At 63.8% G+C, this 22,833-nt stretch carries 18 protein-coding genes; 7 read left to right on the plus strand and 11 right to left on the minus strand.

Annotation, left to right across the window (positions count from 1 at the left end; all coding sequences use genetic code 11):
• The first annotated feature begins 8 nt into the window (after positions 1 to 8).
• The 7 genes from B5527_RS11520 to cnbZ all read left to right on the plus strand — a co-directional run bounded on the left by B5527_RS11520 (position 9) and on the right by cnbZ (position 10,250).
• Positions 9 to 3,104: a MexW/MexI family multidrug efflux RND transporter permease subunit gene (locus B5527_RS11520; RefSeq protein WP_079601390.1), complete on the plus strand. Its 3,096-nt coding sequence runs from the start codon at positions 9 to 11 to the stop codon at positions 3,102 to 3,104.
• Between the two features lie 124 nt (positions 3,105 to 3,228).
• Positions 3,229 to 4,212, plus strand: a complete 984-nt coding sequence (locus tag B5527_RS11525) for an ABC transporter substrate-binding protein (RefSeq protein ID WP_079601391.1) — start codon at positions 3,229 to 3,231, stop codon at positions 4,210 to 4,212.
• A complete protein-coding gene (locus B5527_RS11530; RefSeq protein ID WP_079601392.1) occupies positions 4,209 to 5,201 on the plus strand; it encodes an ABC transporter substrate-binding protein in 993 nt (330 codons plus the stop codon). Before B5527_RS11525 ends, B5527_RS11530 begins: the two co-directional genes overlap by 4 nt.
• A 55-nt stretch (positions 5,202 to 5,256) precedes the next feature.
• Positions 5,257 to 7,845: a sensor histidine kinase gene (locus B5527_RS11535; protein ID WP_079601393.1), complete on the plus strand. Its 2,589-nt coding sequence runs from the start codon at positions 5,257 to 5,259 to the stop codon at positions 7,843 to 7,845.
• On the plus strand, positions 7,842 to 8,231 hold the full coding sequence (locus tag B5527_RS11540) for a response regulator (RefSeq protein ID WP_079601394.1): 390 nt from the start codon (positions 7,842 to 7,844) through the stop codon (positions 8,229 to 8,231). Before B5527_RS11535 ends, B5527_RS11540 begins: the two co-directional genes overlap by 4 nt.
• Positions 8,228 to 9,478, plus strand: a complete 1,251-nt coding sequence (locus B5527_RS11545; protein ID WP_079601395.1) for an adenylate/guanylate cyclase domain-containing protein — start codon at positions 8,228 to 8,230, stop codon at positions 9,476 to 9,478. Before B5527_RS11540 ends, B5527_RS11545 begins: the two co-directional genes overlap by 4 nt.
• A gap of 25 nt (positions 9,479 to 9,503) precedes the next feature.
• On the plus strand, positions 9,504 to 10,250 hold the full coding sequence (gene cnbZ, locus B5527_RS11550; protein ID WP_079601396.1) for a 2-amino-5-chloromuconate deaminase CnbZ: 747 nt from the start codon (positions 9,504 to 9,506) through the stop codon (positions 10,248 to 10,250).
• A 95-nt stretch (positions 10,251 to 10,345) separates the two neighbouring features.
• Here the strand turns inward: cnbZ and B5527_RS11555 are convergent, their stop codons facing one another.
• The 11 genes from B5527_RS11555 to B5527_RS11605 all read right to left on the minus strand — a co-directional run bounded on the left by B5527_RS11555 (position 10,346) and on the right by B5527_RS11605 (position 22,762).
• Positions 10,346 to 11,233, minus strand: a complete 888-nt coding sequence (locus B5527_RS11555) for an ABC transporter permease (protein ID WP_079601397.1) — start codon at positions 11,231 to 11,233, stop codon at positions 10,346 to 10,348.
• A gap of 5 nt (positions 11,234 to 11,238) precedes the next feature.
• Complete coding sequence (locus B5527_RS11560) at positions 11,239 to 12,180, minus strand: ABC transporter permease (RefSeq protein ID WP_079601398.1); 942 nt, start codon at positions 12,178 to 12,180, stop codon at positions 11,239 to 11,241.
• Between the two features lie 148 nt (positions 12,181 to 12,328).
• Entirely contained in the window at positions 12,329 to 13,840 is a 1,512-nt protein-coding gene (locus tag B5527_RS11565; RefSeq protein ID WP_079601399.1) for an ABC transporter substrate-binding protein, read from the minus strand.
• Between the two features lie 25 nt (positions 13,841 to 13,865).
• Entirely contained in the window at positions 13,866 to 14,978 is a 1,113-nt protein-coding gene (locus tag B5527_RS11570; RefSeq protein WP_079601400.1) for an ABC transporter ATP-binding protein, read from the minus strand.
• A 175-nt stretch (positions 14,979 to 15,153) separates the two neighbouring features.
• A complete protein-coding gene (locus tag B5527_RS11575; RefSeq protein WP_079601401.1) occupies positions 15,154 to 16,143 on the minus strand; it encodes an ABC transporter ATP-binding protein in 990 nt (329 codons plus the stop codon).
• Positions 16,140 to 16,850: a DUF1028 domain-containing protein gene (locus B5527_RS11580; protein ID WP_079601402.1), complete on the minus strand. Its 711-nt coding sequence runs from the start codon at positions 16,848 to 16,850 to the stop codon at positions 16,140 to 16,142. The genes B5527_RS11575 and B5527_RS11580 overlap by 4 nt, the downstream gene beginning before the upstream one ends.
• 27 nt (positions 16,851 to 16,877) lie before the next feature.
• Positions 16,878 to 18,680 (minus strand): gamma-glutamyltransferase family protein, encoded by a 1,803-nt coding sequence (locus B5527_RS11585; protein ID WP_079601403.1) that lies wholly within the window; start codon positions 18,678 to 18,680, stop codon positions 16,878 to 16,880.
• A 97-nt stretch (positions 18,681 to 18,777) separates the two neighbouring features.
• Complete coding sequence (locus B5527_RS11590; RefSeq protein WP_079601404.1) at positions 18,778 to 19,779, minus strand: ABC transporter ATP-binding protein; 1,002 nt, start codon at positions 19,777 to 19,779, stop codon at positions 18,778 to 18,780.
• Complete coding sequence (locus B5527_RS11595; RefSeq protein WP_079601405.1) at positions 19,776 to 20,762, minus strand: ABC transporter ATP-binding protein; 987 nt, start codon at positions 20,760 to 20,762, stop codon at positions 19,776 to 19,778. The genes B5527_RS11590 and B5527_RS11595 overlap by 4 nt, the downstream gene beginning before the upstream one ends.
• A gap of 31 nt (positions 20,763 to 20,793) precedes the next feature.
• Positions 20,794 to 21,768 (minus strand): ABC transporter permease, encoded by a 975-nt coding sequence (locus B5527_RS11600; RefSeq protein WP_079601406.1) that lies wholly within the window; start codon positions 21,766 to 21,768, stop codon positions 20,794 to 20,796.
• A 13-nt stretch (positions 21,769 to 21,781) separates the two neighbouring features.
• A complete protein-coding gene (locus B5527_RS11605; protein ID WP_079601407.1) occupies positions 21,782 to 22,762 on the minus strand; it encodes an ABC transporter permease in 981 nt (326 codons plus the stop codon).
• Positions 22,763 to 22,833 lie beyond the last annotated feature (71 nt).

Raw genomic sequence — 22,833 nt, forward strand, 5'->3', positions numbered from 1 at the left:
ACATCGCGATGGTCTGGACCGATATTTTCATCAAGCGACCCGTGCTATCCGTGGTGGTCAGCCTCCTGATTTTGCTGATCGGCTTTCGGGCCGCCACCAGCCTGCCGATCCGGCAGTATCCGAAGCTGTCGAACACGGTGGTCAACATCACCACCGTGTATCCCGGTGCGTCGGCCGATTTGATTCAGGGCTTCATCACGACACCGATCGAGCAGGCCGTCGCCTCCGCCGAAGGCGTCGACTACATGACCTCGTCTTCGGTGCTCGGCACCAGCACTATCCAGGTCTACATCAAGCTGAATTTCGATCCGAACCAGGCGCTGACCGAAGTCCTCGCCAAGGTGAACTCGGTCAAATATCTCATTCCGAAGGAATCCAACGATCCGGTCGTGACCAAGACCACCGGCCAGACCACGGCCGTGATGTATCTCGGCTTCTCCAGCGAAGTGCTGTCAGGATCGGCGATCTCCGACTACCTGACGCGCGTGGTGCAGCCGGTGCTGTCGACCGTCGACGGCGTCGCATCCGCCGACATTCTCGGCGGCCAGACGTTTGCGATGCGGCTGTGGCTCGATCCCGTCCGTATGCAGGGCCGCGGTGTTTCGCCCGGCGATGTGTCGGCCGCTATCGCCGCCAACAATTTCCAGGCCGCCGCCGGTCAGTCCAAAGGCTTTCTGATCGTCTCCAACGTATCGGCCAATACGGATCTGACCAACCTCGATCAGTTCAAGCGCATGATCGTCAAATCCAAGGACGGCGGTTTCGTGCGGATGGAGGATATCGCGACCGTCGAACTCGATGCGCAAAGCACCGACGCCAGCGTCGCCTTCAATGGCGAGCATGCGATCTTCATCGGCGTGCAGGCGACGCCGCAGGGCAATCCGCTGACGCTGGTCAAGGGCGTGCGCGCGCTGTTTCCCGAACTCGAGCGCAACCTGCCGCCATCGATGAAAATGAAGGTGGCGTACGATTCGACCGCATTCATTCAGTCGTCGATTGACGAGGTCGAGAAGACGCTGGGCGAAGCGATCATCATCGTGGTCGTGGTGATCTTCCTGTTCCTGGCGTCGTTCCGTTCGGTGATCATCCCGGTGGTGACCATTCCGCTGTCGCTGATCGGCGTCTGCAGCCTGATGCTGGTGATGGGATTCAGCATCAATCTGTTGACCCTGCTGGCGATGGTGCTGGCGATCGGTCTCGTCGTCGACGACGCCATCGTGGTGGTGGAAAACATCCACCGGCATCTAGAGGAGGGAAAACCTCCGGTGCAGGCCGCCATGCAGGGCGCCCGCGAGATCGTCGGACCCGTCATTTCCATGACCATCACGCTGGCCGCGGTGTATGCGCCGATCGGCTTCCTGGGCGGCCTCACCGGCGCGCTGTTTCGCGAATTCGCCTTCACGCTGGCCGGTTCGGTGATCGTTTCCGGCGTGATTGCGCTGACGCTGTCGCCGATGATGTGCTCGGTCTTCCTCAAGAGCGCCGAGGAAGGACGATTTGCCAGGATCGTCAACCGGGTGTTCGGCGCGATAACGCGCGGGTACGGCCGGCAACTCGATCGCTCGCTGGACTATCGCCCGATCACGGCGCTGTTCGCGCTCACCATTCTCGGCCTCGTCGGATTCCTTTACATGCACACCTCGAAGGAGCTGGCGCCGGAGGAAGATCAGGGCATCGTGTTCGCGGTGACGAAGGCGCCGAAATACGCCAACATCGATTACGTCGACTTTTACGGGGAAAAACTCGACAAGGCGTTCGGCAGTTTCCCGGAGACCGATCTGCGCTTCGTGCTCAACGGCATCAACGGTCCGCAAAGCGGGATCGCCGGCATGCTGCTCAAGCCCTGGGACGAGCGCAAGCGCTCGTCAATCGCGCTAAAGCCGCTGGTTCAGGCTCAACTGAGCAAGATCGAGGGCGTCAGCGCGTTCGCGTTCAACCTGCCGCCGCTGCCCGGCGGCCCCGGCGGATTGCCGGTCCAGATGGTGATCAATTCGACCAACGGATTTCAGTCGGTCTATGAGCAAATGGTCAAGCTGAAGGACGCCGCGCGCAACAGCGGGTTGTTCATCGTCTCCGACAGCGATCTCGATTTCAATCAGCCGGTGGTGCGGGTCAAGATCGACCGCACCAAGGCGAGTGATCTCGGCATCACCATGGCGAACATCGGCAACACGCTGGCGACGCTGCTCGGCGGCAACTACGTCAACCGCTTCAACCTCGAGGGGCGTTCGTATCAGGTGATTCCGCAGGTGCCGCGCGACCAGCGGCTGTCGCCGGAAGCGCTCGGCGAATATTACGTGCCGACCTCGACCGGCCAGCAGGTGCCGCTCTCAACCGTCGTCACGATTGAGACGGCGACCGATCCGAACGCCTTGACCCACTACAACCAGTTGAACTCCGCAACCTTCCAGGCAGTGCCGATGCCCGGCGTGACGGTCGGGCAGGCGGTCGACTTCCTGGAGGGCGAGGCCAAGAAGCTGCCGGCCGGATTCAGTCACGATTATCTCGCGGACTCCCGGCAATATGTGCAGGAAGGCAACCAGCTCGCGGTAACCTTCGGCTTCGCGCTGATCATCATCTTCCTGGTGCTCGCGGCGCAATTCGAGAGCCTGCGCGATCCCCTGGTGATCATGATCAGTGTGCCCATGGCGATCGTCGGTGCCTTGCTTCCGCTGTTCTTCGGCGCCGCCACCATGAACATCTATACCCAGGTCGGGTTGCTGACGCTGGTCGGACTGATCAGCAAGCACGGCATCCTGATGGTGGAGTTCGCCAACGAATTGCAGCTCAAGGAAGGGCTCGACCGGCGCTCGGCGATCGAGATGGCGGCGCGGGTGCGGCTGCGTCCGATCCTGATGACGACGGCGGCGATGGTCACCGGCTTGCTGCCGCTGCTGACGGCGTCGGGTGCCGGTGCCGCAAGCCGGTTCTCGATCGGTCTGGTCGTCGTCTCCGGGATGTCGATCGGAACGCTGTTCACGCTGTTCGTGCTGCCCGCCGTCTATGTTGCGATCGCGACCGATCACAGGGCGGCTGCCGAATCCCCGCGGACCAAGGAAATCGAGGATTTCGATCTCGGTCCGAAGGGCCTCAGGGCGACCTGAGCCAGCGGCCGCCGGACCTTATATGCCGGCGGCGGCCGATCGTAATTGTCGCTTTCGCATCGTCTCGTGATATCTTGTCCGGCAGGCGCCCTTTTTCAGGGCGTCCAAAAAGCAGGGTGCCGCGATGAAGCGACGCGAATTCTTGGCACTTGTTGGCGGTGCGGCGTTGGCTGCGCCGCTGAAGGCATCGGCCCAGACGCCGGGCAGGATTTATCATCTCGGGACACTCCATCCAGCAGCGCCGACGGCTGAGACCAGCCCGTTCGGAAAGATCATCGTCAAGACGCTGGCCGATCGCGGCTACATCCTCGGTCAAAACCTGACCTTCGATGCCCGCGGCGCGATGGGTGACGTCGCAAAACTCCCCGCGTTGCTGCAGGAACTCAAGGCGCGCGACGTCGATGCCATCATCGTCACCGGATATCCGGCGGCGCTGGCTGCGATGTCGACGGGAATCCCGACGGTAGGCGCTGTCGGTCTCGGCGACCCCGTGGAAACCAGGATGATCGCGAGCCTGGCCCATCCGGGAGGCAACATCACCGGTATTTCCGACGTGGCGACCACGCTCACCACCAAGCGCCTGTCGCTGTTGAAGGAACTGTCGCCGAAACTGCAAAAAGTGGCGATGCTCTGGAACCAGGATGATCTCGGCATGACGCTGCGCTACCAGGCGTCGGCGAAGGTCGCGAAGGAGATCGGGATCACGGTGCAGGCGCTCGGCGTTCGCGAGCCGGACGACTTCAACGAAGCTTTCGCTGTCATGAACAGCGATATGCCTGACGCCATTCTGATGGTCGCTGACGCGCTCACCACGCTCAACCGCAAACGGGTGTTCGAGTTTGCCGCCGCGAGGCGATTGCCGGCGATCTATGAATACGACTTTCTGGTTCGCGACGGCGGCCTGATGTCCTATGGGCCCGACTTGACGGAGTCCTTCGAGCGCGCGTCAGCCCTGGTCGATCGTATCTTCAAGGGCGCCAAGCCCGCCGATCTGCCGTTCGAGCAGCCGACGCGCTATCTGTTCGTGATCAATCTGAAAACCGCCAAGAGCATCAACCTCGATATCCCGCCGACGCTGCTCGCACTCGCCGACGAAGTAATCGAGTGAGGCGGCGCGCGTTCATCGCGCTGCTCGGCGGCGCGGCGGTTGCGGCATCAGGCTCCGCGCACGCGCAGCAGGACCGTGTCCGGCGCATCGGCGTGCTGATGGGATATGCAGAGGCCGATTCGGATACGCAGGCGCGTATGGCCGCCTTCAGGAATGGCCTCGATCAACTCGGCTGGAAAGACGGCCGAAATATCCAGATCACCTTCCGCTTCGGTGTCGGAGAAATGGATCGGGTTCGAGAGTTCGCGAAACAGCTCATCGACTTGAATCCGGATGTGATCGTTTGCGAAACCACGCCGACGCTGAAAGTGTTGGCGCAGCAGACGGCTACGCTCCCGATCGTTTTTGTTTCGGTCGCTGACCCCCTCAACAATGGCTATGTCGCCGAACTGGCGCATCCGGGCGGCCACATCACCGGCTTTACGAACTTCGAAGCGACGATGGGCGGCAAATGGATCGAGCTTCTCAAAAAGATAGCGCCCGCGACCACCCGCATCGGTGTCATTTTCAATCCGGATACCGCGCCCGGCGGCGGCGGCTTTTTCCTGAAGTCGGTCGAAGCATCGGCTCCCTCGCTGGCCGCAACGGTGATTTCCTGTCCCGTTCACAGCGACGCCGAGATCGAAAGCGCTATCATAGATCTGGGCCATGAGCCGGGAGGCGGCCTGATCGTCATGCTGGACGTGTTCACCGCGGTTCACAGGCCAACGATCATTTCGCAAGCCTTGGCCAACCGCGTGCCGACGATATTCCCGTGGCGGTTCGGTGCCACCGACGGTGGGCTGGTGTCGTATGGGGTCGATGTGGCGGACCTGCACCGGCGCGCGGCGGCCTATGTCGATCGGATCCTGAAGGGGACGAAGCCGGCGGACCTTCCGGTCCAGCAACCTACCAAGTTCGAACTGGTGATCAATCTCAAGACCGCAAAAGCGCTGGGCATTGAGGTATCGCCGACGCTGCTGGCGACCGCCGACGAGATCATCGAATGATCCTCCCGCACCGCGGCAAGAGACAAGCCCGCGCGTTCTTGCTAAATTGGGCCGGATGAGTATTTCCCTCCATCCCGACACGCCCCAGGGCCAAACGCTGGCCGGATCGCCCGTGGTGGCGGCAGTGCCTGCGCCGGCTTCGTCCGGGACAAAGGTCCGCAGCCGGCTGTTTACCAAATACGTCGCGCTGTTCGTCGCGGTGGTCGGTGTCGCGCTGTTATCCAACGGGATTTTTGAGGTTTTCTTCTATTATCGCGAGCACAAGGCGGCGCTGATCCGGATTCAGCACGAACAGGCCGAGGCGGCGGCGGCGAAGATCAGCCAGTTCATCAAGGAAATCGAAAGCCAACTCGGCTGGACCACCCAGCTGCCGTGGTCCGCGGGCTCGATCGAGCAGCGCCGATTCGACGCTTTGCGGCTGTTGCGGCAGGTGCCGGCCATCACCGAACTGGCGCAGGTCGATTCGACCGGCAAGGAACGCTTAAGGGTGTCGCGCCTCGCCATGGACGTGGTCGACAGCGGGCTCGACCTTTCCAAGGATCCGAAATTCACCGAGGCGGTCGCCCACAAGGTCTATTACGGCCCGGTGTATTTCCGCCGCGAGTCCGAGCCCTACATGACGCTGTCGTTGGCCGGCACCCGCAAGGATGCCGGCGTCAGCATCGCCGAAGTCAACCTCAAACTGATCTGGGATGTGGTGTCCCAGATCAAGGTCGGCGAGCACGGCCATGCCTATGTCGTCGGTGCGGAGGGTCGCCTGATCGCGCATCCCGACATCAGCCTGGTGCTGCGCAATACCGACATGTCCAAACTGGTGCAGGTGCAGGCCGCGCAGGCCGGAAACACCGGTGCCGACTCGGAGGCTTTGCAGGGCGCCAAGAACATCCAGGGACAGGAGGTGCTGACCGCCTCCGCGCCGATCGTCCCGCTTGGCTGGACCATGTTCGTGGAATTGCCGGTGGAAGAGGCTTACGCCTCGCTGTATCTGGCCCTGCAGCGGCTGGCCATCGTGCTCCTGGGCGCGTCGATCTTCGCGGTGCTGGCCGGGATATTCCTGGCCCGGCGCATGGTCGGTCCGATCCAGGTCTTGCGTGCGGGCGCCGAACGCATCGGCAGCGGCGATTTCGCCCAGCGCATATCGATCAAGACCGGCGACGAACTCGAAGGCCTCGCCGACCAGTTCAACGACATGGGCGCGCGGCTGCAGGAATCCTATACCGACCTTGAGAATAAGGTCGAACAGCGGACTGCAGAGCTGCGCGAATCCCTGCAGCAGCAGACCGCGACCGCCGATGTGCTGAAGGTCATCAGCCGCTCGGCGTTCGACCTCAAATCCGTGCTCACGACGCTGACCGAATCGGCCAAGGCCCTGTGCGGCGCCGCTTTCGGCGTGATCTTCCTGCGCGACGGCGATGTGCTGCGGCTGCAGGCGGAATCGGGCTGCCCACCCGCCTTTGTCGATTTTCTGCGCGAGCATCCGATCAAGCCGGGCCGCGAGACCTTCACGGGTCGCGTCTTCCTGGACGGTAAGCTTGCGCATCTCCCGGACGTGCGGCTCGATGCCGAGTACAATTTCGGGTCCGCGCCGGAAATCGGCGAGTTTCGTGCGGGTCTCGCGGTGCCGCTGATGCGCGACGGCGCAGTCGAAGGTGTGCTCTCGCTGACGCGGCCTGATCCGGGCGCATTCACAGCGCGCCAGGTCGAACTTGTCCAGACCTTCGCCGACCAAGCCGTGATCGCCATCGAGAACGCCAGGCTGTTTGGCCAGGTCCAGGAGCGAACGCGGGAATTGTCGCTCTCGCTCGACGAACTGCGCACCGCTCAGGACCGTCTGGTGCAGACCGAGAAGCTCGCTTCGCTCGGCCAGCTCACCGCCGGCATCGCTCACGAAATCAAGAATCCGCTCAACTTCGTCAATAATTTCTCGGCGCTGTCGGCCGAACTGATCGATGAGCTGAATGATGTGCTCAAGCCAGCCGCGCTCGACGACAAGATGCGCGAGGAGATCGACGAGCTCACGCATATGCTGAAAGGCAATCTCGAAAAGGTGGTACAGCACGGCAAGCGCGCCGATTCGATCGTGAAGAACATGCTGCTGCATTCGCGCGAAGGCTCGGGCGAGCACCGGCCCGTCGATATCAACGCCATCGTCGAGGAGAGCCTCAATCTGGCCTATCACGGGGCGCGCGCGGAAAAATCCGGCTTCAACATCACGCTGCGGCGCGACCTCGATCCCGCCGCCGGCATGGTCGACCTTTATCCGCAAGAAATCACCCGCGTGTTTCTCAACCTGATTGGAAATGGATTTTATGCCGCGACCAAGCGCAAGGAATCCGGCGAGGTGGGCTTCGAGCCGACGCTGAGCGCGACCACGAAAAACCTCGGCAACCAGGTCGAAATCCGGATTCGCGACAACGGCACGGGCATCCCGCTGGAAGTGAAGGAGAAGATGTTCAATCCCTTCTTCACCACCAAACCGGCGGGCGAGGGCACCGGACTTGGCCTGTCGATGAGCCACGACATCGTCGTGAAGCAACATGGCGGCAAGATCGACGTCGCAACCGAGCCAGGCGTATTTACCGAATTCATCATTACGCTGCCGCGGACGGCGGCCGCCCAGACAAATACTGGAGGCACCCATTGAGCGTTTACATACTCGTCGTCGATGACGAGCCCGATGTTGAAGCCCTGTTCCGTCAGCAGTTCCGGCGCGACCTGAAATCCGGCCGCTTCACGATGGAGTTTGCGCCGTCGGCGCCGGCGGCATTGGTTCGGGCCGCCGAGATCAGGGAGCCGTCGCTGATCCTGATCCTGTCCGACATCAACATGCCCGGCATGAGCGGGCTGGAAATGCTGCCGAAGGTGCGCGCGGAGCGGCCCGATGTTCCCGTGATCATGATCACCGCCTATGGCGATACGGAAACACGCCGCAAGGCGATCGAGCGCGGCGCGGTGGGCCTGTTGACCAAGCCGATCGATTTCGCGCTGCTGCGCCACGAGATCGATAGCAGGCTCGGACAAGCCGCATGACCGCCACCATCCTCGTCGTCGATGACGAGCCCGATCTCGAGGCGCTGGTCCTGCAGAAATTCCGCAGGCAGATTCGCGACGGCGCCGTGCAATTCATGTTCGCCCATGACGGCATCGAGGCGCTGCAGTCGATCGAGGACCATCCGCATGTCGACATGGTGGTATCCGACATCAACATGCCCAGGATGGACGGCCTGTCCTTGCTGCAGAAACTGCAGGAGGCCGAGGACAAGAAATCGACCATCATCGTTTCCGCCTACGGCGACATGAGCAACATCCGCACCGCGATGAACCGCGGCGCGTTCGACTTTTTGACCAAGCCGATCGATTTCGGCGATCTCGAAATGACCATCGACAAGACCATCCGTCATGTCGAGATGATGCGCGAGGCGCGCCGCCGCCAGGCCGAAGCCGAGCGCGCGCACGCGTCGCTGTCGCGGTATTTTTCGCCGCAGATCGCCTCCAGGTTGGCCTGCGAGGGCGAAGCCGATGGTATGGCGGTGCATCGCCGCGAGGTCGCGACCATCTTCACCGATATCACCAATTTTACCTCGCTGGTGGAAACCGCCGCCCCTGAAGTGCTGGGTGCGCTGCTCAACGAATATGTGGGCGGCATGACCGACATCGTGTTCGCGCATGAAGGCACCGTCGCCAAGATCATCGGCGACGCGATCCAGATTCTTTTCAACGCGCCCGGAGACCAGCCGGATTATGCAGCGCGCGCGATCGCCTGCGCACATGATCTCGACGTCTGGGCCGAAGGATTTCGCGAGCGCTGGAAGTCCAATGGCGTGAATTTCGGCGCCACCCGCATCGGCGTCCATGCCGGCCCGGCGCTGGTCGGCAATTTCGGCGGCAGCCGGTTCTTCGATTACACCGCCTATGGCGACACCATCAACACCGCGGCACGGCTGGAGGCCGCCAACAAGTTTCTCGGCACGCGCATTTGCGTCAGCGCTGCGGTCGCCGATGCCACCGGTAATTTTCAGGGGCGGCCGGTCGGCGATCTCATGCTGCGCGGCCGCAGCGAGCCGCTGCGCGCTTACGAGCCGCTGTCGGCAGAGACGTTCGAGGGGCCGGCGATGACGCAATATTCCGAAGCCTTCGCCAAGCTCGAAGCCGGCGACGCCGCCGCGATGCCGGCCTTCGCAGCACTTGTCGGACTGCATGCCGACGATGCGCTGGCCGGCTTCCACCTCAGGCGATTGCTCAACGGCGCCAAGGGCGTCCGCATGCAACTCGAATAGCAAACCGCATCCAAAGGACAGACGAATGACGACGCGTGATTTTCCGGCCGGCAACTATCGATTCATCCCGGCGCTGTTTCAGTATTCGAGCGGCGCCGCCGCCGATTCAGGTTTTGAGATCGAACGCGTCCGCTTCGATCGCCTGTTGCCGCTCGCCGAGGGTTTTGCGCAGGTCGCAAAGTATATCCAGGATGCCGGGCGGCCGCTGACGTCGTTTTGCGCCTGCGAGCTGCGTTCGCCGGCGGCGTTTACCGAGGACGGATTCCGGGCCTTCAACCAGCATTACGTCAAGACGCTCGCGGAATGGGGCCTGTTCGATGGCACCACCAATCCGGTGGCGCGCAGCAATGTCTGTCCGGAGATAGATCCGCCGGCCGAGCCGTCGTTCTATGCCTTCTGCTTCACGCGCCCCAGCGGCAACAGGTCGCCATCCTTCGTCATCGCCGGCGGCGCCGAAGCGCGCGGCGGCAGCGGCAGCTATCCCGAGCGCATCGTGCGCTACCGCGACGTCAGCCCGGACGGGGTGAAGGAAAAGGTCCGCGCCACCGTCGGCGGCATGGAAGAGCGCCTCAGCGCGTTCGGGCACGGCTGGAACGACACGACGGAGGCGCAGGCCTATTCGATTCGCGATTTTCATCCGGTTATCGTGGACGAACTGGTTCGCCACGGCACCATGCGGTCGGGCCTAACCTGGCACTACGCGCGGCCCCCGGTGATCGATCTCGAATACGAGATGGATTGCCGCCGCGTGATGCGGGAGACGGTGATTTAGAGCGCCGCTGACGCCACGAAGAAGGTGAGCTCCCTCTCCCACAAGCAAGGGGAGAGGTGAAGAGTCTCGCTCAAACGCATCACTGATCGTATCGCCTACCGTTCTCTCGGATCGAGTGCGTCGCGCAGGCCATCGCCGACCAGATTGAACGACAGCACCACCAGGAAAATCGCAAGCCCCGGCCACAGCGCCATCCAGGGTGCGTTGGTCAGGAAGCGTTGCGCGGCATTCAGCATGCTGCCCCAGGACGGCGCCGGCGGTTGCTGGCCGAGGCCGAGGAACGACAACGCCGCCTCGGCGATGATCGCCGCCGCGATCGACAAGGTCGCCTGCACCAGTAGCGCCGGCATGATATTGGGCAGAATGTGGAACAGCGCGATCCGCCAGCGCGGATTGCCCATGGCGCGTGCGGCCTCGACATAGTCCTCGACCTTGACGCTCATGACTTGGCCGCGGGTCAGCCGCACGAAGATCGGCGTCGTGGTGACGCCGATGGCGATCATGGCGTTGCCGAGGCTCGGGCCCAGAAACGCCGCCAGCGCGATGGCGAGAATCAGGAACGGGCAGGCCAGCATGGCATCGGTGATCCGGCTGATCAGGGCGTCGATGAAGCCGCCGCGATAGCCCGACAGCAGTCCGAAGGGCACGCCGACCAGAAGCGCAATTCCGACCGAAATCGCGCCGGCGATCAGCGAAGCGCGCGCGCCGAAGATTACGCGGCTGAGAATATCGCGGCCGAGGTCGTCGGTGCCGAACCAGTGCAGGGCCGAGGGCGGCTTGCGCACCAGCGTCCAGCTGGTCGCGATCGGATCATAGGGCGCGATCAAAGGCGCAAACACCGCGAGCACGATGAAGGTCGCGATCACGACAAGGCCGACCACCGCGCCTTTGCGCTGGACCAGCCGGCGCAGCGCGCGCCGCGCCGGGCTTTCCAGTTCGTCCGGGGCGTCGATGGCAATCGCGCCGAGTGCGGCATCGGTCATGCGGCTCACGCCCTCAGCCTGGGATTGACAAGGATATAGGCGATATCGGCGATCAGGTTCAGCGTGATGTAGATGGTCGCGGTCACCAGCACGACGCCTTGCACCACGGCATAATCGCGATTGAACACGGCGTCGACGATCAGCTTGCCGAAGCCCGGAATCGAAAAAATCTGCTCGGTCAGCACCGCGCCCGACAGCAAGGTGCCGAGTTCGAGCGCGCCAAGCGTAATGACCGGCGTCAGCGCGTTGCGCAGGGCATGCTTGAGAATGACCGCGCGTTCGGAGAGTCCCTTCGCGCGGGCGGTGCGGACGTAGTCGCTTTCGAGCACCTGCAGCATGGCGCTGCGGGTATGCCGCATCAGGATCGCCGCGATCGCGTTGCCCAATACGAAGGCGGGCATGATGGTGGAGGCGAAGCTGGCGCGCCAGTTTTCGGACAGCGGCACGTAGCCCGACGCCGGCAGCCAGCCGAGCTCGATCGAGAACAGAAAGATCAGCATGATCCCGAGCCAGAAATTCGGCGTCGAGATCCCCCACAGCGCGAGCAGGTTGGCGCCGTAGTCCCACGCCGTGCCCTTCTTCACCGCCGAGACGATGCCGGCGGGAATGCCGATAAGGAAGGCGATCACGATCGCCATCGACGCCAGTTGCATCGTCACCGGCAGTTTCTGCTCGATCAGCTCGCGCACCGGCACCTTGATGCGCAGCGACTCACCGAAGTCGCCGGACACCACGCCCTTGACCCAGTAGAAATATTGAACCGGTATCGGCCGATCGAGCCGGTATTGCTGGCGGATCTGCGCGATCACATTGGGATCGCGTTCCTCGCCGGCCATCACCATGGCCGGATCGCCGGGCAACAGATGCTGCAGCGAAAAGATCAGGATCGACACGAAGAACAGTGTCGGGATCAGCTGCAGGATGCGCCTGGCGAGGAAGCTCAGCATGGGGCAATCCGTGTCCCGGGCGCAGCGCGGTGTGGAACGCCGCGCTGCAGACCCGGGATCCATTTTGAGCGGGTGGGTCCCGGATCAGCGGTGCACCGCTGGCGCGCTGCACCGCGTCCGGGACACGAGACCATGACCGACATCATCCTCACTTCAGCGTCAACCCGACCACGCGCACCAGCCCGTCCGGCATCTGCTTGTAGCCTTCCAGCCTCGTGGTATGCGCGATCAGGAGCTTGCGGTGAAAGATGTAGAGGATCGGCTCTTCATCGAGCGCGAGCTTGGTCAGCTTCTCGTAGATGGCCTTCCGCTGCGCCTGATCGGTGACCAGTCGGGCATCGTCGAGCGCCTTGTCGGCAGCGGGGTTGGACCACGCGCTGTAATTCTGCGGCGCGCCGGTCTTCAGGAAGATGTAGGAATTGCCGTCCGGATCGATACGCCCGCTCCATGCCAGCATGAAGGCCTGGTATTCTCCGGCTTCAGCCTGCTTCAGCGATGTCGCGAATTCGGTGACCCTGATCTTCATGTCGAAGCCGGCCTCCGCCGCCATCGACTGGATCACCTGCGCCACGGCTTCGGTTTCGGCGCCCTTCGGCACCATGAAATCGACGCTCACCGGCGTGGCGACGCCTGCTTCCTTCAACAGCGCCTTGGCCTTCGCGACGTCGCGCGGACGCACCGGGAAAGCTTGCTGGTAATAGGGATGATCGGGATTGACCCATTGGTTGCCGGGTTTGAACTCGCCGTTGAACACGACCTGATTGATGGCGTCGCGATCGATCGACAGGTCGAGCGCCTGGCGTACCTTGGCGGACTGGCTGAGCGCGCCCTTGGTCTTGTCGTTGCCGATGTTCAGCGTCACGCCCTGGTAGCCGAGTTCGATCGCGGTCGACAGTTTGAGTTTCGGGTCGGCCTGCACCGCCTTGATGTCGGTCGCCAGCAGCCGTTCGATCAGATCGAGGCCGCCGGATTTCAAATTGGCGAGGCGCACGGTTGCGTCCACCAGCGGGAGATACACGATGCGGTCGATGTGAACGTTGTCCTTGTTCCAGTAGTCAGCGAATTTCTCGAACACGATGCGGTCCTGCTGTACGCGTTCAACAAATTTATAGGGGCCGGCGCAGACCGGGTGCAGTCCGAACTTGTCGCCTTCCTCTTTGGCAGCCTTCGGGGAGACCATCATTCCGGCGCGATCGGTGAGCTGGGCGATCAGCGGCGAGTACGGCTCCTTCAGTACCAGCTTGATGGTCAGGGGATCGACGACATCGACATGGTCGAGCGCGGCCAGTTCCGGTTTGCGGAAAGACCCCGGCATCGTGAGGTGGCGGTCGAGCGAGAATTTCGCGGCCTCGGCATTGAACGGCTCGCCGTCCTGGAATTTGACGCCGGGCCGCAGCTTGATCGTGACCTCCTTGCCGTCGGCCGAGGTCTCGTGCGATAGCGCGAGCTGCGGCACGATATTGAGTTTTTCGTCGATGTCGAACAGCTTGTCGCAGAACGACGCGAATACGATGCGGCCGACATAGGTGCGCCCGAGCGTCGGATCGAGAATATCCGGATCTTCGGCAAGGCCGATGCGCAGCGTAGTCTGGGCTTGAACCGCCGCCCCAAGCGACATCAGGATCGCAGCCGCAATAGCCGCCAAACGCAGGATTTTCATTGGACTGGTCCCCATATCTACGAGTTCACACCACTGCCGGCGGCATCGCCCCGACTATATCAACTCCGGAAGAGGCGGCTACTTCCGCCGGTCCGCTGAAAGCCGCCACCAACCGCTCCAGCGACGGAGAAAATGCGCCGCTGACGGGAACGATGGCGTCGGACGGCGGCAGTTCCGCCGTGCGATGGCAGGCGGTGGCGTGGCCGGCCGCGTCCGCGAGCAGTTGCGGCGGTTCGGCGCGGCAACGCTCGATCACATAGGGGCAGCGGGTGTGAAAGCGGCAGCCCGAGGGCGGGTTGAGCGCGCTCGGCATCTCTCCCTGCAACAGCAAGCGGCCGCGCTTGGCCCGCGGCCGGGGCACCGGGATCGCCGACAGCAGCGCGCGGCTGTAGGGGTGACGGGGCGAGGCGAACAGCGCTTGCGTATCCGCGGTCTCGACGATGACGCCGAGATTCATCACGGCGACGCGGTCGGCGATGTGTTTCACGACCGCCAGATCATGCGAGACGAAGATGTAGGCCAGCCCCAACCGGTCCTGCAGGTCACGCAGCAAATTGAGGATTTGCGAACGGATCGACACGTCGAGCGCCGATACCGGCTCGTCGCAGATGACGAGTTTCGGTTCGACCGCCAGCGCGCGCGCAATGGCAATGCGCTGGCGCTGGCCGCCGGAAAATTCATGCGGGTAGCGGCGTGCGAAGCGCGGCTCCAGCCCGACCAGGCGCAACAATTCCTCGACCCGCTCGCGACGGCGCGCCGGCGGCACCAGGTCATGCAGCGCCAGCGGCTCGGTCAGGATCTGGCTGACGGTCATGCGCGGATTGAGCGACGCATAGGGGTCCTGAAAGATGATTTGCGCGTCGCGGCGGAAGGCGCGCAACTGATCGGCGTCCAATGCCAGGAGATCGCGGCCCTCGAAGCTGACGCTGCCTGAATCCGGCTCGATCAGCCGCAGCACCAGCCGGCTCACGGTGGATTTGCCGCAACCGGATTCGCCAACCAGCGCCAGCGTCTTGCCGGCATCGACACTGAAGCTGACGCCATCGACCGCTTTCACGAACGCGGTCGGCCGCCCGAACACCGAGCGTTCGGCAACGAAATGTTTGACAAGGTTTTTGACCTCGAGCAGGGCGGTCATGCGGTTCCACCCAAAAAATGCCGGCTGACGTGTCCCGGGCGCAGCGCAGCGTGCAACGATACGCTGCAGAACCGGGACCCGGCTTGTGGAGCAATGGACCCCGGCCCAGCGGTGCAGCACCGCGCCGCGCTTGTGCTACACCGCGCCCGGGGAACGATCTGCGATCGCACCGCCATCACGACACCAGCCTTTCCAGCGGCGCCTTGATGCAGCGCGACCAGTGGCCTGGGCTAACGGCCAGCATTGGCGGCGGGGCGGCGACGCAGGGCTCGCTGACGAAGGGACAGCGCGCGGCGAAGCGGCAGCCGGGCGGCGGCTTCGTCATATTCGGGACCATGCCCTCGATGGTGGCCAGATGCGACGTGCGGCGATCCAGCCGCGGGATCGAGCCGAGCAGGCCGACGGTGTAGGGGTGCTGCGGGGAGGCGAACAATTCATCGACGGTCGCGCGTTCGACGATCTCGCCGGCGTACATCACCGCGACCTCGTCGCAGACCTCGGCGACCACGCCGAGATCGTGGGTGATGAGAATGATCGCGGCCCCGCTCGCCGCCTTCAGCTCGCGCATCAAATCGAGGATCTGCGCCTGCAGGGTGACGTCGAGCGCGGTGGTGGGCTCGTCGGCGATCAGCAGCATCGGATCGCAGGCGAGCGCGATGGCGATCATGACGCGCTGGCGCATGCCGCCCGACAGCTTGTGCGGATATTCGTCGATGCGCCGCTCCGGCGAGGGGATATGGACGCGGCGCAGCAGTTCAATCGCACGCTCGCGCGCCTCGCGCCGCGATCCGCCGCGATGGCGCAGGATGGTTTCGATGATCTGGTCGCCGATCGTAAAACTCGGATTGAGCGACGTCATCGGCTCCTGGAAGATCATCGCCAGCCGGTTGCCACGCAGGTCGCGCAGGGTCTGGTCGGGTACTTCAAGCAGATCGAAGCCGTCGAACCGGATCGAGCCGGTGACATCGGCGGAATGTTTCGACAACAGGCCCATGATGGCGAGCGAGGTCACGCTCTTGCCGCAGCCGGATTCGCCGACCAGCCCCAGCGTCGCGCCGTTGGCCACGCTGAGGTCGACGCTATCGACCGCGTGCGTGATGCGGCCGTCGTCGCCGTGGAAGGTGACCCGCAAATCCCTGATTTCGATCAGCGGGACGTCTGTCATTTCCGACCCGCAATCGCCGCTTCGATGGTGGCATCGATGGTTGCGCGGTCGGTGACGCCAGCCGGATTCTTTCGACTGGGCAGGAATTGGCGGAAATGCACCCAGCGTTCGCGGCTCACCTGTTCGAGGCGTTCGAGTTCGGCAAGCGGATCGGCATGGTCGTCGACGCGCAGGTCGAGATCGGACCATTCCTCCTCGCCATAGATCAAAAGCGCCGCCGATTGCTTGCCGCGCTTGTCGCCGCCCGCGGCCTCGCCGGATCGCATCGCCGCGATCAGGCGTTGCGCGAACGGCAGTCTTTCGTTGGCGATATAGGCCGCCGCGGTGTCGTCCAGCACCCGCGCGCCCGCCAGCATGTTGCCGGCAATTGAAAACCCGTTGCCTTCGACATGCCCGCACCAGTCGACGCATTCGCTGCCGGTGTGGCAAGCGATGCGGCCACCGGCGTCCATGATGTGAAGCTGCCGGCTCTCGCGGCCGCTATCCGCCGCGATCAGGGTCTTGACGATGTCGCCGGGCGAACGTCCTTCTCGCAGCAGTTTCAGGCCGTCGATGCCGTAATAAGGGTTGGTCAGCGCCTGGGTCGCGATGCCGCCGTGACCTGCGGCGATATAGGGCACGCGGGCGCCGACCGCGAAGAATCGTGTCGCAACGGCGATACCGAACTGGCCGGTTGAGGGGTCTCGCGCGATGATCGACCAGGTCATCTCTGCTCTTTCAAGCCATCTCAGCCTTTAGCGTCCGGCCGCGTAGCCCTGCATGCCCCGGGGATTGGCGGCGGCGCGGCGCCGGCGGCCGACCTTCGAGGCGGCGGTGAGGCGTCCCTCCGACCAGTCGGGGCCGGTCTCCACGATGTGACCGCGCTTCGTCAGGGTATCGACGGTCGCCTTCGGCACCCGGTTCTCGACCACCAGCACGCCGGGCCGCGCGGTGCGCGGCCAGAACGAGATCGGGAAATGCTCCGAATGCCACGCCGGCGCGTCGATCGCTTCCTGCAGATTCATCTTGGCATGCACGTGGCGCAGGAAGAATTGCGTGGTCCATTGATCCTGCTGGTCGCCGCCGGGCGAGCCCCATGCCAGATACGGCTCGCCGTCGCGCAGCGCCATGGTCGGACTGAGCGTGGTGCGCGGACGCTTGCCCGGCGCCAGCGCCGCGGGGTGATTTTCCTCGAGCCAGAACATCTGCGCGCGGCTGCCGAGGCAGAAGCCGAGTTCCGGAATCACCGGGGAAGATTGCAGCCAGCCGCCGGACGGCGTCGCCGAGATCATGTTGCCGGCCTGGTCGATGATATCGAAATGCACGGTGTCGCCGCGCACCTCGCCAAAGCGGCCGACGGTGGGCTCGCCCGCGCCCATGGCGCCGACCGCCTCGCGATTGCCCTCCTGGCGGCGCAGTTTGACGACCGATCCAAAACCTTCGACCGAGCCGGGAACGAAATCGAGCGAGGCCTTTTCCGAGATCAGCTTGCGGCGCTCGTCATTGTAGGCATCCGACAACAGCGTCGCGATCGGGATTTCGGAGAACTTCGGATCGCCGTAGAATTTCTCGCGATCGGCGAAGGCGAGCTTGGCGCATTCGATCTGCAGATGAATGAACTCCGGCCCCGCGGGATCGAGCCCGTCGAGTTCGAAGCCTTTCAACAGCGCGAGCTGCTGCAGCATCACCGGCCCCTGGCTCCAGACGCCGGGCTTGCAGACGGTATAGCGGCCATAGTCGTAGGTCAGCGGCGCCTCGACGCTCGGCTGCCAGCGCGCCATGTCGTCGGCGCGCAGCACGCCCTTATGCGGCGAGCCGCTGACGTCCATGATTTCCTGCGTGCTGCAGAATGTGTCGATCGCCTCGGCGACGAAACCTTTCGACCAGGCTTTGCGCGCGCGCTCGATCTGCGCGACGCGGTCGGTGCCGGCGCTTTCGGCTTCGTTCAGGATGCGGCTATAGGTTTCCGCAAGCGTCTTGTTGGTGAAGAGCGTGCCGGGTTTCGGCACCTCATTGTTGGGAAGATAGACCGCCGCCGAAGTCGGCCAGTACTTCCGGAACAATTGCTCGACGGTGGCGATGGTCGCGGAGGCGCGCTCGACCAGCGGGTAACCGTCCCGGGCATAGGCGATGGCCGGCTCGAGCACGTCGCGCAGCCGCAGCGTGCCGTAATCGCGCAGCAGCAGCATCCAGGATTCGAAGGTGCCGGGGACGCAGGCCGCCAGCAGCCCGGTGCCGGGCACCATTTCCAGGCCCTCGCCGCGGTAATGCGCGATGGTGGCCCCCGCCGGAGCCGGGCCCTGGCCGCAAATCACCTCGGTCCGGCCACGCTTCATATCGTGGACGATGATCGGCACGTCGCCGCCGGGACCGTTCAGATGCGGCTCGACCACCTGCAGCGTAAACGCCGTGGCGACGCCGGCGTCGAAGGCATTGCCGCCCTTCTCCAGGGTGGCCATCCCGACCGCTGACGCGATCCAGTGGGTGGACGTTACGACACCGAAAGTACCCTCGATTTCAGGCCGGGTGGTGAACGGATCGGGATTGATTTTGCTCATTGGAATCCATGGTTGCGCTGCGTGGCGGGCGCACTTGACCACAGCCGGGGCGGCCTGCCAACCGGCACCAGGCGCGGGCTTGCTCCCATCCCTGTGGTCATGCGGGGGCCGTGGCGTCGGCAGGATGATTAAGGGCATGGCAGGCGACGCCGTCGATCAGCGGGGGGGCTTGTTGGCGGCACAGATCGAACGCCAGCGGGCAGCGCGGGTTGAAGGCGCAGCCGGGCGGCGGATCGATCGGATTTGGGATTTCGCCCTTGACCGGAATCCGCTGGCGGCCGGACATCGCCAGATCGGGCACCGCCCCCAGCAGCATCTTGGTGTAGGGCATGCGCGGATGGCTGAACAGTTCGCGCCCTTCCGCGATCTCGACGATGCGGCCGAGATACATCACGCCGATCCGGCTCGCCATGTGCCGGACCACGGCGAGGTTGTGGCTGATGAAGAGGTAGGTGAGGCCGAACTTGTCCTGCAGGTCTCGCATCAGATTGAGAATCTGCGCCTGCACGGAGACATCGAGCGCCGAGGTCGGCTCGTCGCAGACGATGAACTCGGCTTCGGACGCCAGCGCCCGGGCGATCGCGATTCGTTGCCGCTGCCCGCCGGAAAATTCGTGCGGATATTTCCAGCCATCGTCGGCATGCAGGCCGACCAGAGCCAGCAGCTCGCCGACGCGCGCCTGGATATTGCGCTCCCCCTCGATCAGGTCGAAGGCGCGGATCGGTTCGGCGACGATCGCGTCGACCCGGAGCCGCGGGTTGAGGCTGGCATAGGGGTCCTGGAAGATCATCTGGATGCGGCGGCGCAGCCGCTGGCGCGCCTGCAATTGTCCGGCGGCACTCATCGAGACGCCGTCGATGATGACTTCGCCCGAGGTCGGCGGCAGCAGTCCGACCACCATCCGGGCGACGGTGGTCTTGCCGGAACCGGATTCGCCGACCAGCGCAAAGGTCTCTCCCTTGGCGATGTCGAAGGTCACGCCGTCGACGGCCTTGAGGAATTCGAGGTGGCCGCCTTCGAGCATCCGGTTCAGCCACGGCTTGGAGACGTCGAATACGCGGCGCAGGTTTTTGACGTCGACAAAGGCTGGGGATGTCATGCCGCGGTTCCCTTTGCGGCGGCATCGTAGAGATGGCAGGCGACGGCCTGGGTGCCACGCCTGATCGGCTCCGGCCGTTCGACCCGGCAACGGTCGAACGCGAAGGCGCAGCGCGGGTTGAACGAGCAACCGGGCGGAATCGCGGAAAGCCGCGGCATCGAGCCGGGAATCTGGACCAGGCGTTTGGCGTCGCCGGCGAGCGTCGGGATCGCACCCATCAACCCCCTGGCATAGGGATGCAGCGGGTTCTGCACGACATCCTGAACCGGCCCGATCTCGGCGATACGGCCGGCATACATCACCGCGACGCGATCCGAGGTTTCGGCGATCACGCCCATGTCGTGGGTCACCAGCATGACGGCGGTGCCATGATCGCGCCCGAGCCGTTTGATCAATGAGATGATCTGGGCCTGCACGGAAACATCGAGCGCGGTGGTGGGCTCGTCGGCGATGATCAGTTCAGGTTCGGCGCAGATCGCCAGCGCGATCACGACGCGCTGGCGCATGCCGCCGGAAAATTCGTGCGGATAGGCATCGATGCGTTTGTCCGGAGCGGGAATGCCGACCTCGGCCAACAGGTCGATGGCGCGCTTGCGCGCGGCGGCTTCAGAGAGATTGGCGTGGGTTCTGATGGTTTCGACCAGTTGGTCGCCGATCCGGTACAGCGGGTTGAGGCTGGTGAGCGGGTCCTGAAAGATCATCCCGATCCGCTTTCCCCGGATCCGCCGCAGTTCCTCCTGCGGCAGATCGTCGATCCGCATGCCCGACAGATAGATCTCGCCGCCGGCAATGCGGCCGGGCGGATCGATCAGGCCGATCACCGCAAGACCGGTCACGGACTTTCCGGCGCCGGATTCGCCGACCACGCCCAGCACTTCCCCCTTGGCGATATCGAAGGAAATTCCGTCGATGGCACGGAGAACGCTGCGGCGGGTGACGAATTCCACCTGAAGATTGCGCACGGAGAGAACGGGTTCGGTCATGCGATCAGATATCTGATGATGGCGGGGCTTCTCATCGGAGTTTCGGATTGAGCGCGTCGCGCAGCCAGTCCCCGAGCAGGTTGATGGAGAGGATCAGCACCGCCAGCGCAAAGCCCGGGAAGGCAACGATCCACCACTCGCCGGAAAACAGATAATTGTTGCCGATCCGGATCAGGGTGCCGAGCGATGGCATGGTGTCGGGCATGCCGGAGCCGAGAAACGACAGCGTCGCCTCGGTGATGACAGCAAGCGCGAGATTGATGGTCGCGATCACCAGGATCGGCCCCATCGCGTTGGGCAGCACATGCCGCCACATGATCACCGGCGCGGGCAGACCGATCAGCTGCGCCGCCGCCACGTAATCCCTGTTCTTCTCCACCATGACCGAACCCCGCACGGTTCGGGCGTATTGCACCCAGAAACTCAGTCCGATCGCAACCACCAGCACCGCCAGCGTACTCATGGCATCGAGCCGATTGCCGAACACCGACTTGGCGACGCCGTTGATCAACAGCGCGATCAGGATGGCGGGAAAGCTCAACTGCACATCGGCAATGCGCATGATCAGGCTGTCGACGGCGCCCCCGACATAGCCGGCGACCAGTCCGAGCACGATGCCCAGCGTGCCCGAGAACACCACGCCGAGAACGCCGACGGTCAGCGAGATGCGCAGGCCGTAGAGGATCGCTGAAAACACGTCGCGGCCCTGTTCGTCGGTGCCGAGCAGGAACGGGCTCTGGCCGTCGGCGATCCACAGCGGTGGAATCCGCGAATTCATCAGTTGAAGCTGCGCCGGGTCGAACGGGTTCTGTACCGCCAGAAGCGGCGCGAAGATCGCGAGCAGGAAAAACAGCAGGGTGACGGCGACCGCCACCATGGTGAGGCGGGAGCGGCGAAACGAATACAACACGTCGCTATCGAGCGCGCGTGCGAACCAGTTCGCCGGCCGAAAACGCGCGCGCGGCGCGCTCGGTTCGGCTTTGTGTGGGACCACGGCGTCGGACATGCGGGATATCGCCTCAGGCCGGACGGCGGATGGTGGAGCGCAGGCGCGGGTCCACGACGGTGTAGAGAATATCGACCACCAGGTTGATGGTGACGAAGATCAGGGACACCATCAGCAGGTAGGCCGCCATGATCGGAATATCGACGTTTTGCACGGCTTGCACGAACAGCAGTCCCATCCCCGGCCATTGGAACACGGTCTCGGTAATGATCGCGAATGCAATAACCGAGCCAAATTGTAGCCCGGCGACGGTGATGACCGGAACCAGGGTGTTCTTGAGCGCGTGACCGAAGTGGATGGCGCGCGTGGTCAATCCGCGCGCCCGCGCGAAGCGGATATAGTCCGTGCGCAGAACCTCCAGCATCTCGGCCCGCACCAGCCGCATGATCAGCGTCATCTGGAACAGGCCGAGCGTGATCGAGGGCATGATCAGCGCTTTAAGGCCGGAAACCGTGAGCAGCCCGGTGGTCCACCAGCCGATCCGCACCACGTCGCCGCGGCCGAACGACGGCAGCCAGCCCAGCGTCACCGCGAACAGATAGATCAGCAGAATGCCGATCAGGAAGGTCGGCAGCGAGATTCCGATCAGCGATACCGCCTGGAAGATTTTCGCCAACAGCGTGTCGCGCTTCAGCGCCGAATAGACCCCCATCAGGATCCCGAACACCATCGCGAGGATGGTGGCGCAGGTGGCCAGTTCCAGCGTCGCCGGCATCCGCTCCTTGAGCAGGCTCGCGACCGGCTGGCGGAACTGGTACGAGACCCCGAGCTTGAACTGCATCGCGTTGCCGAAATAGCGGGCGAACTGCACCGGAACGGGATCGTCGAGGCCGAGAGATTTTCGGATCTCGGCGCGCTCGGCGGCCGAAGTGTCCAGCGAGACGATCTGGTTGACCGGATCGCCCGCGAAGCGGAACATCGAAAACGAGATGATCCCGACCGCGATCATGACGCCGATGGCCTGGATGGCCCGGCGAAGAGTGAAAGCGAGCATGTGATCCTTTCACTTCTTTTCAAGATGTGGCGCGCGTGGTCGCGAACCCTAAACCAAAGGTCCCGGGAGCG

Source organism: Bradyrhizobium erythrophlei (assembly GCF_900129425.1).
GTDB classification, from domain to species: domain Bacteria; phylum Pseudomonadota; class Alphaproteobacteria; order Rhizobiales; family Xanthobacteraceae; genus Bradyrhizobium; species Bradyrhizobium erythrophlei_C.